This is a genomic window from Enterococcus sp. 7E2_DIV0204 (genome assembly GCF_002140855.1).
In the GTDB taxonomy this organism is placed as follows: Bacteria; Bacillota; Bacilli; order Lactobacillales; family Enterococcaceae; genus Enterococcus_L; species Enterococcus_L lemimoniae.
The window spans coordinates 1-12,051 of the sequence record NZ_NGKY01000004.1 but is presented as its reverse complement, the minus strand read 5'-3'; the positions used below and the strand labels follow the sequence as shown (position 1 = coordinate 12,051).

Sequence of the window (12,051 nt, the reverse complement as noted above, 5' to 3'; positions counted from 1 at the left end):
TGATTGGGAGTGATCAGTTGAATTTGAAAGATTTAGGACTTATGACGTTTCCTGAAGCAAGTGAAAGATGGAATAAAGAACGTACTTATGTTTTACAGCAATACAATAATTATCCTGAAAAGTTCCTTGAGGGAACTTTTACTAAGATAGGGAACGGAAAAGGAACGCAAATCATAAGTAGAGAAGGTATGGAGTATCTAACAGGTATGACGGAACAAGAAGCAAATAATGAAGTATGGAAAATATTTGTTTTACAGGACTCTAATATTGTAAATGAAAAAATTGCTACTTCTGAAAAAAAAGCTTATCTTCAATTTTCAAAACTTGTACGAGATTATTTAGAATGGACAGGCGTTTCTATTAAAGATATTCCAAAGCCTACGTACCTAGATAAGGCACAAAAGAATCGTGGAATCAAATTTGACTTTGGAACGGTCATTTACTATAAAAAAGAAAAATGAAGGAGGAATAATGTTGAAAAGAATGTTGAATGAAATTGAAGCAGATTTTAGTGAACTCAAAAATCAAAAAGGATCATACAGAAGGAATTTGGCACTCGTTGAATTGATGAATGAACTAGAAAAGCATTATGGGACAATGATCACATTTGAAACTGAAGAACAGCTGCAAGAGGAACTGAAAAAGAATGCTGCAATGAGACTTTATAGGGAAATTTCTTTTGCTAGAACCAATGAAGATTAGTTCCAAAAAGGATAAGAAAGAAGGCGAATAAATGGAGTTTAAAGATTTTCAAAAGAAGAATATACCAGGATTAACTTTTTATGGTGACGTGACAGAAAAAGGACTAGTAAACTTAAAGGATAGTTACACAGATTCTGAAGTGTTAGAAAAGGAATTCAAGTGTTGCAAGTTGGAAGGCTTTACATGGCCAAGTATTGATCAAGACTTCATAGATGATAAAGGAAATAAAGTAGTGTTTGCCAAAGTTCCAAGTGAAGTGAACAGTATGAATTTTAAAGGACCATTTTACAGAGAAATACTAAAATCACACAATATACAAAAGTTTGAATCTATCAGATGGTATGTAAACATAAATCTTGAATTTTATGTTCAAGTGATTTTTTCGTAGTTCCCGAAAAACGATGAATACGAACGGTGAAAATTCCTAAAGCGGAAAATTGTTCGGAAATGGTGACTAAAAATATTGTACTTGGTTGCACGTTCGTTCGGAAATACCAAAAAGGATTAGAAAGAAGGACAATAAAATGGATATAACAAAACAAACAGTAGCAAGTCCCATAGCTGATTATTCTTATATCAATAATGTGAAAGCTATATTCCACAACGAAGATTTTGAACATGGTGAATTTTTCGTTGAAGTTGTGATAGAACAATTAGAGAAGGATAATGTATTTTCCTTTTCTTGGGTTGATTTCAAAGATTTTGATGAGATAGCTCAAAAATTAAATGAACTACTTCCAGGCATTGATCAAAATTTAATATCTAATTTTAACAAGGAAATGAATAAAACATTTCCTGAAGGATTTTTGATTAAAGTAGAAATCTAGCAAGCAGCATGCATGAGAAGCTGTTTCAAAAAGGATCAATAAGAACTAAATCACGTATATTAATCTGACACGCTTCCTTCAAATGTTGTAAAACATAGTTTAAAGTAAGAGTAACAAATTAATAGAAAGTTGGTTGTAAAATGAATAGAAACACTCGTGAAGAAGCATTAGAAGAGATCAGAGAGATTTTAGCAATCGATGCTGATAATGTAAGTCTAAAAAGAATAAATCAATACACGCAACAACATAAAGAGAAAAGTTATTTTGTTAAGGCTATTGTAAAGGAAAACCTACCTTATGCAGCGTTCAATGATGGAGAAGAAATGCTTCTCTGGCAATTAAAAAGGACTTTTAAGCCAAAATACAAACAACTCCAAAAAGAATGTGCGGAATCCATTGCTAGTAACGTGAATAGACTTATTGAATTACGAGATAATCAAGTTTATCCGAAATGTTAAACAGTGTCAAAAAAGATCGGTAAAAACTAACAATGTTGTGATCGAATAAAAAAGATGGTATACTAGGGGTGCAAATGAATAGCACAGTTAACATTAAACCCCTAGAGAAGTCGGATTCTCTAAGGGTTCTTTTTTTGGCTGATGTCGCCGTTAGGATGTTTTACTTCTTGTTTCGTTTACTCAGCCAATACTCGAATAAAGCTACTATTAAGCCGACAAGAAGGGGGCAAATGAAAAGTTTTAGCACAGTTAACACCTCCTTCCAGTCGCAAGACTGTCGGATAGGCGACAGTTAATTATAACCTAACTTCAAAGTAAAGGCGTTAAGAAATAAAATATTTCCTAAAAAAGTAAATAGTTAGCATTTCAAAACACAATTTGGAGGGGAAAACATGGTTAGAAAAGCATTTGACACTTGGAAAATAGAGATCACTGGATATAATCGCACGGTACCGTACTATGTTCAATGTGACTGTGGCAAGCTGGCACAAAAGAAATACCAACAATCTTATTTTGAATGCGGAGCATGTAAACGTAAATATGTATTGCAGCAAGGGCAATACGTAGAACTGAAGAATTAGCCTATGAGAGCGACAGAGCTTCTAACCATTCTATCAGTCGATTTTCAACATGATGCTGTTAAGGATATCAAGATTGAACTTAAAGACCAGGTATATTCGATTGGCCAGATCACATAGAATCAGGATCAATTAGTATTGGTTGCTGCTGAAGTGACGCAAAAGCCGATAGAAATGAAAGAATTAGTCACCACTCTAATGTTTAATAAATCATTACAGCTACTAAAGAAAAAAGAAACTTCTGAAATGATCTATGGCTGTAGAATAGAAAAAAATTGGTTAATACTTTAAACGTAAAAAGTGTATGCTAAAGCTCCATACAATAATGTATGTGGCTTTTTTTGTCTTCAAGGAAAATATCTCATGCTAGACAAGGGGAACTTTAGTTCGTATAATTGGGGGTATATAATCCATACGAAAAAGGTGAGGTAAATGAAATTTGACTATGACAAAGAACCGAATAGAGATATCTTATGTATCGATTGCAAGTCCTTCTATGCCAGCGTTGAATGTGTAGAACGTGGACTTCACCCACTAAAAACGATGTTAATTGTTATGAGTGGTGCAGACAATGCAGGAGGGTTAGTGCTGGCTGCTTCTCCCCTCGCGAAAAAAGTGTTAGGTGTTTCAAATGTCACTCGATCAAATGAAGTTCCGTATCATAAGGATCTTGTGATCGTACCACCACGTATGAATTTGTATATGAAGAAAAATGTAGAAATCAATCAAGTGTATAAATCGTTTGTTGCGGACGAGGATCATTCTGTTTTTAGTGTAGATGAATCTTTTTTAGATGTCACGGATTCTTTGAAGCTATTTAACTGCAATAATGCGTATGAAATGGCAAAGAAGATCCAACTGAAGGTGAAAGAACAAACAGGAATTTATGTCACTGTAGGGATTGGAGCGAACCCTTTGTTGGCCAAGTTAGCCCTGGATAATGGCGCAAAACACAGTAAAGACTTTATCGCTGAATGGCGCTATGAAGACGTGCAAGAGAAGGTATGGGGAATAAGCCCAATGACAGAGTTTTGCGGTATCGGTCACCGGACAGTGAAACGCCTTAATTGGTTAGGGATCAGAACTATTCGAGAAATTGCTGAAGCTGATCCATACAGACTGAAGCGTGAATTTGGTGTGATGGGGTTACAATTGTTCGCCCACTCGTGGGGTGTCGATCGTAGTTTTTTAGGTCAAAAGAAATCAGCTGCTAAAGTAGATAAATCTCTAGGCAAGATCAACTAGAATTAGTGCTGAAGGAGATTGTCGATCAAGTGGCTTCTCGATTGCGTAGCAGCCATTTAAAAACAGGATGCGTTTCTGTATCAGTTGGGTATTCCAAAGGTTATATAGATAGTAAAGGACGTTCAGGATGGAGTAAACAGAGAAAGGTTTCCTTATCAAATAATACAAAAGTTCTGTCAGAACATGTTTTACAACTTTTTCGGTCAGAATACAATTATCAGGATGTACGCCACATTGGTGTTTCCTATTCAAAGCTAGTTCAAACAGATGTACTCCAGCTGGACCTCTTTTCTGATCCAGTCCAGGAAGTAAATGAGGAACGGTTAGATTTTTTGATCGATACAATCAGGAAGAAATACGGATTTAAAGCCTTGATACATGCTTCTTCTTTAATGGAAGGTGCAACAGCTGTATCGAGAGCGTTAAACTATAGTAAACTAAATGAAGAACAGAATATCTAATATACTCTGTCCTTCTTATATATCAGTCAGTCTCTTGTTTGACTTTCCATTATATGAGAAAATCAAAGAAGATAGGAGTGAGTTGATGAAAGTTCAAGAGATAGTCTTAAGTAGTGACGAAAAGCGTTATCTAGTTCTAGATGCTGATCAACAGGTTATACAGCCAGTTCTTCTCTTTATGAAGTACCTAGACACAGTAAAAAAAAGTCCCAATACACAGCGTACTTATTGCTATGGCTTAAGGGATTTTTTTCTATTTTTGTCTATAACTAATCAAAAATATGAAAGCGCAACCATTAAAACTTTTTCTAACTTTCTTTCCTGGTTAGTCAATCCAACACTGCTGGAACAAGTTAAATGTTTTGAACCGCCAACTCTCAAATCAGAAAAAACAGTTAACTTGAGAATGGTAGCTGTATTGTCATTTTATAAATTTTTATATCAGTTTAACTATATTAACCATGATATTGCCCAACAAGCTTATGTAGATGTTAAAGGAGTTATAAAATACAAAGATTTTTTGTATCATATCAATAAAAGTAAGCTGGTGACTAAAAATGTTTTAAAACTGAAAGAGCCTAAAGAAAGAATCAAGATAATTCCAGATGCTGTCATTAAAGCTGCTTTCGAGAACACCACCAATATTCGCGATCTATTTCTACTTTCCTTATTATTTGAGAGTGGTCTTCGAATTGGAGAAGCACTTTCCCTCCATAAAGAAGATATCATTTTTGACTTGGTTGATGGACACCATATTCGTTTAACGGAACGATCAAAACTATCAAATGACAGTCGATTGAAAACTGGAAAAAGAAATATTTATATTTCTTCAGATTTGATAGATCTGTTCGATGACTATATGTATTTCATATCAGATTTTGATGCCACTGATTTTTTATTGGTAAAACTGAAAGGAAGGTCCAAAGGAACTCCTATGAATTATCAAGATGTATCTGCTCTTTTCAAACGATTAAGGAAAAAAGTTGGGTTTCATTTGTATCCGCACCTTTATCGACATACCCATGCGACAAAGTATTTTGAGAAAACAAAAAACATAAAATTTGTTCAGGAACGATTAGGTCATAAACAGATACAAACAACTATGAACCTTTACTTACACCCAACTGATAAGGAAATACGAGAACAATGGGAAAAGGCAAGTGTTGCTTTTAGATTGGAGGAAAAATGAAAGCTCATTTTACACATACCTACTCATTAGAAGAGTATAAACAGAAATTGAAAAAAATTCTAAAATCTTATACAAAAAAGGAGATTCTATCTGATGGATCAGTTAAAAAGACAGTTATTGAGGATGATTATTTACTAAGGAATGATACTTGGACTTATGATTTTTTCGTATTACTTCCTCAATTTCAAGAGAAGCTGCTCGCATATCGTAATAACCCTGTGAATCACATATTTATTATTAATTTCAATTCCGAAAATGAACTAATTAATTTAGAATTGAAATGTCTATATAAATTGAAATTGTTCAGTGAAGAATGGAGTATCTATTCAGCTTTTCAAAAACACACCCATCGATATCGTATAATTAATTTTATGAAGTTATTTTATCCAGAATATAGTTCATTAAAAGAACTTGATATTGAAAAAGCTAACGATAAATATATTCAATGGCTACGTGATACAGGGATTTCTATAACAGAAAAACGTAAATATCGACATGGAGGGGCAGCACGCGTGACGAAAGTACGGACCGCTGCTTTTCTTCTATCCGCTTATAACTCCATTATGGAATACCTAGATGATCGACCATTACTTATTAAAGATATCTGGCGTATAAAGGATTTTCAAAAGCAATTTGATTTTGATTTTCATAAGTCTGCTCCCAAAGGTTTCATACGTTTTGATAGTATTAAAAATTCTAAATTGAAAATTATCTTAAAGGAATATATACGTGATAGATTACTAGGAAAGAGGCACTTAAGCTGGCATACAGGGCAAGGATATGCAAAAACTTTATCTCGCTTGTTCAATATCATAGCTCCTTCTGAAAAAGAGAAAAACTCACTTAGAAATATATCCAGAAGCGATATATTGGATTTTATTGAATGGATTAGGTGCTATTATCAGGAAAATAAGCTTAAAAGTGTGGACAATCATTTAAATAACTGTATGGGACAGATTCGAACATTTATAGAGTATTTACAATTAATTGATCATGTTGAAGCACCAATAAAATCAGTTCGTCAACTTATTAATCCAGATGACTTCCCAAGATACACACAAAACAGACAAATCAATCATATCCCTGATAGTGTTTTAGAACAATTGTTTAATAACTTAGAATATCTAAACCCTACTGTCACGCCTATCGTCTGGATTGCCTTTAAGACAGGCCTTAGAATCTCTGATGTTCTTTCATTGACTAAAGACTGTTTGGTCAAAATCAATCATATATCGTACCTAGAAACAGACATTTCCAAAACAAAAGTCCATAACCATCGATTACCAATTGATGATCATTTAGCTGATATCTTATCATTTCTGATTAAAAAATGTGAGGTAGAAACTAATTTAGATAATAACCCTCATAGATATTTATTCCCACGTCTTACAGGTCCACGGAGAGGAAAACCATTTTATCAACAATTTGTGAGTGAAGAGCTAAATGCTCTAGCCATTGATAGAAACATTGTCGATGAATCAGGGAATATTTTTAGATTTCGGATGCATGAGTTTCGGCACACATATGCAGTAAAATTGCTGAATAATGGCGCAGACATATTAACTGTTCAAGAATTGCTTGCACATGCTTCTCCAGAAATGACTATGGTTTATGCAAAATTACTTGATGATACAAAGAGAAAAGAATTCGAAAAAGTAATGGCAACAGGTACCTTTGAATTTAATCAAAATGGTGTGTTAGAACAATTGTCAGCTGATACTATGGATCAAGATATTCTTCTATCTATCTGGCAAAACCATAAAATAAACGCCATTGACAATCCTTATGGGACCTGTTTAGCTCGAATGAATGGGAAATGTCCATTTAGTACTGAGCCACCTTGCCTCAGCTGTAATAATGGGAACCCTTGTAAGGATTTGGCAATTGGTCTGTCTAATTTAGATAATGAAAAATATCTTTTACACATAAGGACGATACAAAAAACCATTGACTTACTGAAGGAACACAATCGAATGGATATGGTCGCGAAAAATCAACAGTTACTAGAGAAATATATTGAGATTGAGGAAAAAATCAGTAGAGGGAGTGTCATTTATGGTCGTCATTACAGAATAGGATAGGGAGGAAAAACGATATGGTTTTTGATCAAAAAGAACACTTGAAAAAAGTACATGAGAACAGACGAAAACAGACGCTTAATCGTATTAATCAAGCGATTAACTATCTCCAATCCATAGACCAACCAATCAATTTTTCAAGAGTTGCCAAGCAAGCGGGAATAGGTAAATCTACACTATATACTATTCCAGAAGTCAGAGAAGAAATAATTGTTCACAGAAATCGAACACTTCAAAAATCGTATAAACAAGTAAACATCTCTAAATCAGACAGTATGATTCGGTCTCTGAAAAGAAAAATAATTAATTTAGAAAAGGAAAACAAAGATCTTAAAGAACAGATCAAAAGAATGTATGGCGAACTATTTGAACGAACTACTCATAAATGAAGGACTAGACAAAAATATGAATGAATTGATCCCTATCAAAAAAATGTTTAATGTTGTTTCAATATGTATCCTAAAAAATGGCAAAAACCAATCAAAATTATATGATTGGTTTCTACCGTATTCTCTATTAAACTTAATTCATTTGAATGACACTGTAAAAATAAAAGTAGATGAAAAAGTAATGAAAGTCAGAATAATTAATCTATCTTATCACCTGATGGCGGAATATCTTCACAAACCCTTTCCTTATTTTGAAAGTCAGCCAAGTTGGCAAATTCGCTTAATAGGACAGTTATTGAACGAAAGAGGCTATACTTACCATAGGGAAAGGTGTTTCAAAGGTCTAGTAAATATTGATGGTCGGCCTTTAAGAGTAGACATTTCCTTTCAAAAAAACGATCGATGGTACTTTATAGAGTACCATGGTACACATCATTATTTTAGACGTGGAGCTACTTTAAAACGATTTAACAATATCAGAAGGGTAATGGAAATCAAGCGAGAATGGTGTCGACAAAATAATGTGAAGTATTTGGAAATTCCATTCTATAGGCAGAATGATATTAAAAAAATAATCAAAAAAATTTTAGAGTTATGATTCAAGCTGGAATGCTTTTTTATGGAGTAGTCTTACAATTCCCAGACCTATAAAAATTAAATGTCAAAGACTTAGTGGTTCTGAACACAACAAGAAAGTGTTCAGAACCACTAGGTCTGATCAAAACTTAATGTTACTTTTTAATAAAAAGAGAATTATTTATATGAAGTAAACTTTAAATCTTTGAAAAATCCTTCTGTACCGATATCTACCCAAAGCCCCAAAGCTCCTTTTTTACTCCCTCCGTGTTTCATATCATTAACGATTAATGTAGGATTTTTTTGACCATTAAGATAAAGTTTTGCTTGCTCACCCTTTACTTCAATCTTCATATCAATCCATTGATTTAAATCTATATCTGCATAAGTTTCATACTCACCAGGATTCGTTTCTCGAGAGCGATCATATTTAAAATCGGGGTATGAAAAATATTGAACAGAACGATTTCTTCGTAATTGTATATCACAATTACCATTTGTTGGACGAAGATAGATACTTTCAAATGTGTCATTCTTCTCGTTAATTCTAAAGGCAACACCTATAAATCCTCTTGAGTAATCGGGTGCATCTTCTAAAAGCTTGCTGAACACTTTTACTTCTATAATTCCATTTTGGAATTCTGAATCTATTAATTTTGCATAGGTTGCTTCATCTTCACCTGTAATCACAGGATCTTTTGTTACACGTAATGCCTTAATACCGTCTACTTTTGCATCTTCTAGGAAGACATTGACCGCTTCAAAAGACTCTTTTTCGACACTTATTTCTTTTAAAATTTCTGTCATCATTCAAACTCCTTCTTTGCTTAATTAATTATCTTCTATAATATCAGTATAAATTTATTATTTACACTTTAAAAGAACGCACTTTTTTATTACATACTTACCTTTAGGTAAGTGTTAGATTTATACCTGTTTCTCCTAAATTTTTTTAAGGAAACAGCTGAAACAAATTAAAAATATTAATGAACAGCACGACAATAATCGTTAATTGAAACACAATTATCACTTTATCTGGAGATAATAAACGACTCACTTTGGCACCAATTAGTCCGCCCATCCCAGCAGCAGGAACAATAAATCCAAGCATAGTTAAATCATAATTCGAGAATCCGGAGATTACTGCAATTGTTAAGATTTTAGCCAATTAAGAAAATAGAATAATACCTATTGAATAGACGGTTGCTTGCTTTATTGGTATGGCAAATAACCACATGAGTAAAGCAACATTTATTGGTCCTCCACCAATTCCTAGAAAACTGGCTAGAAAGCCCAAAATCAATCCACAAAATATATGCCAGTTCTTCCCTTTCAAACTAAAACTTTTCAATTCAAATTTACTATAAAACAAGGCGAAACATAAAGTAATAACTGTGAGAGCAGTCTGAATCATAGTCACGTACTCTCCATTAGGCAACAGTTTTAAAAATAATTCAAAGAATATATTTCCCATTACTCCACCTAAAACAGAGCCAAAAGAAAGTAAACTAATTTCCTTCCAAACTATTTCAATCTCATTTTTAGTTTGTCTGGCTGTCGATACAATAGACATTGTAAAAACAGCTATTGTAGAATAAAAAGAAATAGTTGATACGTTATCTGCACCAATTAAATCAAAGATTGGCTTTATAAGCACACCTCCTCCCATGCCAGAAACTGCACCAATTGTATTAGCGAAAATAATAACGATAAAATAAATAACGCCTATCATATCTACTTCCTATTCTTCATTTAACACTACGATTTTTCCAAGTGTTTGAGAACTTTCCAGATAGGAATGCGCTTTTTGAATCTCTGCCAGCGAGAATATTTTTTCAGGATGTATTCCGATATCATATCTTTCGATATACTCTAAAAGCTCATTTATCATTTGCTCGGTTACATTTTGAGAATAAAAGGAAGTTAGGTAACTGCTTTTAGGAATATCAATGATAGGATCAAATTCCCCAAGGTACCATTCTCCACCCAACTGACCAGTGATGCATACGATTCCTTCAGCTTCGATCTGCTTAAATGAATTTTTTGTTGCAATCGGTCCAATTAGATCAAGAATTTTGTGAAATTTTTGATCTGTTATTAAAGTATTACTTTCGTCAAGAATAACTTCATCAAACCCAAAAAGCAATAATTCTCCAGCCTTTTTAAGATTTCTAGTACTTCCTGCAATTTTTATATCAGGATATTTCCCTTTTACCAGTTGCATAAAAGCGATTCCCACTCCACTTGAAGCTCCTCTTACGAGAACATAATCAGATTCGTCTACCCTCAAAGCTTCCATTGATCCAAATGCAGTGGAATAAGTTTCAGGTATAGTTGCTAAGTCTTTCCAATCAAGATGATTGTTCACTGGATAAATCTGATTATTCGGTAATAAAACGTACTCTGCATAACTTCCATCAAAATCACGCCCCATTTCTCCCATGATTGAGATGACTCGCTGATTTACTGGAAGACGATATTCGTCTGTTGTTTCTACAACCTCGCCCACACATTCGATGCCTAGAATCCTTGGAAACGCCACAGTTGGAGATTTTCCTTCTCGTGTAAAAATCTCTGAATGATTGATGCCAAAGCCCTTAACCTTAACTAATGACCAACCAGGTTTTACTTTAGGTTTAGAAACTTCTTGGTATATAAGTTTTTCTGGACCTCCGGCTTCGTAAATGACAGCTGCTTTCATATTTTATATCTCCTTATTTCCTTTTTAAATAGCTTTTTTACCAAAGTAATTAGATTCTACCCGTTTTCCATTTTTAATAGGTATGTTGATGATGCCACCATTTTTCTATTCTATTTCCAATTTCCCACGCGGACTGTCCCAAAGAAGTTAACTCAAAATAATATGTTCTCCCACGGATCTCTCGTTTAATGATTCGTTCCTTTTCCATTTCCCATAACATAGTTTGAAGCCTTTCCTTGTTTATTCCAATGATCACTAGCAGTTCGAGAAATGTCAATGCAGCCTCGTTTTGGAGGATAATTACTATCAGCCATTTTATTTCAGAATTTAGTACTTGCTGAAATATTAATAACGGATCAAAAACCTGCTTTTCCATTTTTCTCACCCATATCTTCTAAATAATTGATTACACTATTATTATGGAGGATGCAGTAATTAAAAGGAAGAACGCACTTTTTTATTACATACTTACCTTGAAGTAACTAATGACACCTTATAAAGTTTTATGGATAAAAAAAGGATTCTTCCGAATCCTGTAACGTAGCTATTTCTCATTCATAAGATTTTTTTGATATAGTCAGTTCCCCAGTCACTCATAGAGTTAATTATTGGTCGTAAACTATCTCCCAGTTCACTGAGAGAATATTCTACTTTTGGAGGAATCTCTGCAAAAACTTTCCGATTGATAATACCGTCTTCTTCCATCTTTCTTAAGTTTTGAGTTAAAACTTTAGGACTGATACCATCAATTACACGATTCATTTCATTAAAACGTTTCGTACCGGTCAATAATTCCCTTATAATCAATAATTTCCATTTATTACCAATCAAATCAACTGTTGTTGCT

At 33.6% G+C, this 12,051-nt stretch carries 15 protein-coding genes and 2 pseudogenes; 11 read left to right on the top strand and 6 right to left on the bottom strand.

The genetic code is table 11. The annotated features are described in order from the left end of the window. The 5 genes from A5819_RS19425 to A5819_RS17915 all read left to right on the top strand — a co-directional run. Positions 1-461 (top strand): helix-turn-helix domain-containing protein (locus A5819_RS19425; protein WP_217809042.1); only part of this gene is annotated, 461 nt, incomplete at its 5' end. Between the two features lie 10 nt (positions 462-471). Beyond that, positions 472-702 (top strand): hypothetical protein, encoded by a 231-nt coding sequence (locus A5819_RS17930; RefSeq protein WP_086353085.1) that lies wholly within the window; start codon positions 472-474, stop codon positions 700-702. 31 nt (positions 703-733) lie between these two features. Then, positions 734-1,090 (top strand): hypothetical protein, encoded by a 357-nt coding sequence (locus tag A5819_RS17925; protein WP_086353084.1) that lies wholly within the window; start codon positions 734-736, stop codon positions 1,088-1,090. Between the two features lie 136 nt (positions 1,091-1,226). Further along, positions 1,227-1,529 (top strand): hypothetical protein, encoded by a 303-nt coding sequence (locus A5819_RS17920; RefSeq protein ID WP_086353083.1) that lies wholly within the window; start codon positions 1,227-1,229, stop codon positions 1,527-1,529. Between the two features lie 140 nt (positions 1,530-1,669). Continuing rightward, the gene (locus A5819_RS17915; protein ID WP_086281962.1) at positions 1,670-1,987 is read left to right on the top strand and encodes a hypothetical protein; all 318 of its coding nucleotides are present in this window, start codon (positions 1,670-1,672) and stop codon (positions 1,985-1,987) included. A gap of 160 nt (positions 1,988-2,147) precedes the next feature. On the opposite strand, the gene A5819_RS20015 is transcribed toward A5819_RS17915, so the two are convergent. Beyond that, positions 2,148-2,234 (bottom strand): type I toxin-antitoxin system Fst family toxin, encoded by an 87-nt coding sequence (locus A5819_RS20015; RefSeq protein ID WP_303393689.1) that lies wholly within the window; start codon positions 2,232-2,234, stop codon positions 2,148-2,150. 145 nt (positions 2,235-2,379) lie between these two features. Between A5819_RS20015 and A5819_RS17910 the strand changes: the two genes are divergently transcribed. The 6 genes and pseudogenes from A5819_RS17910 to A5819_RS17885 all read left to right on the top strand — a co-directional run bounded on the left by A5819_RS17910 (position 2,380) and on the right by A5819_RS17885 (position 8,525). After that, positions 2,380-2,568, top strand: coding sequence for a transcriptional regulator (locus A5819_RS17910; protein ID WP_086281963.1), 189 nt, complete (start codon positions 2,380-2,382; stop codon positions 2,566-2,568). Between the two features lie 429 nt (positions 2,569-2,997). After that, a pseudogene (locus tag A5819_RS17905) lies at positions 2,998-4,271 on the top strand (Y-family DNA polymerase). Between the two features lie 85 nt (positions 4,272-4,356). Continuing rightward, on the top strand, positions 4,357-5,460 hold the full coding sequence (locus A5819_RS17900) for a tyrosine-type recombinase/integrase (protein ID WP_086281964.1): 1,104 nt from the start codon (positions 4,357-4,359) through the stop codon (positions 5,458-5,460). Further along, positions 5,457-7,541 (top strand): tyrosine-type recombinase/integrase, encoded by a 2,085-nt coding sequence (locus A5819_RS17895; RefSeq protein WP_086281965.1) that lies wholly within the window; start codon positions 5,457-5,459, stop codon positions 7,539-7,541. Before A5819_RS17900 ends, A5819_RS17895 begins: the two co-directional genes overlap by 4 nt. 14 nt (positions 7,542-7,555) lie before the next feature. Continuing rightward, on the top strand, positions 7,556-7,927 hold the full coding sequence (locus A5819_RS17890; protein ID WP_086281966.1) for a DUF6262 family protein: 372 nt from the start codon (positions 7,556-7,558) through the stop codon (positions 7,925-7,927). Between the two features lie 16 nt (positions 7,928-7,943). After that, positions 7,944-8,525, top strand: a complete 582-nt coding sequence (locus tag A5819_RS17885; protein ID WP_086282039.1) for a hypothetical protein — start codon at positions 7,944-7,946, stop codon at positions 8,523-8,525. A gap of 155 nt (positions 8,526-8,680) precedes the next feature. Here the strand turns inward: A5819_RS17885 and A5819_RS17880 are convergent, their stop codons facing one another. The 5 genes and pseudogenes from A5819_RS17880 to A5819_RS17860 all read right to left on the bottom strand — a co-directional run. Beyond that, a complete protein-coding gene (locus tag A5819_RS17880) occupies positions 8,681-9,310 on the bottom strand; it encodes a family 16 glycoside hydrolase (protein WP_086281967.1) in 630 nt (209 codons plus the stop codon). Between the two features lie 145 nt (positions 9,311-9,455). Continuing rightward, positions 9,456-10,235 (bottom strand): annotated as a pseudogene (locus A5819_RS17875) (sulfite exporter TauE/SafE family protein). Between the two features lie 9 nt (positions 10,236-10,244). Continuing rightward, the gene (locus A5819_RS17870; RefSeq protein WP_086281968.1) at positions 10,245-11,204 is read right to left on the bottom strand and encodes a zinc-binding dehydrogenase; all 960 of its coding nucleotides are present in this window, start codon (positions 11,202-11,204) and stop codon (positions 10,245-10,247) included. 73 nt (positions 11,205-11,277) lie between these two features. Beyond that, entirely contained in the window at positions 11,278-11,580 is a 303-nt protein-coding gene (locus A5819_RS17865) for a hypothetical protein (protein ID WP_139843332.1), read from the bottom strand. 179 nt (positions 11,581-11,759) lie between these two features. After that, on the bottom strand, positions 11,760-12,051 hold a 292-nt coding region (locus A5819_RS17860; RefSeq protein WP_139843562.1), incomplete at its 5' end, for a helix-turn-helix domain-containing protein.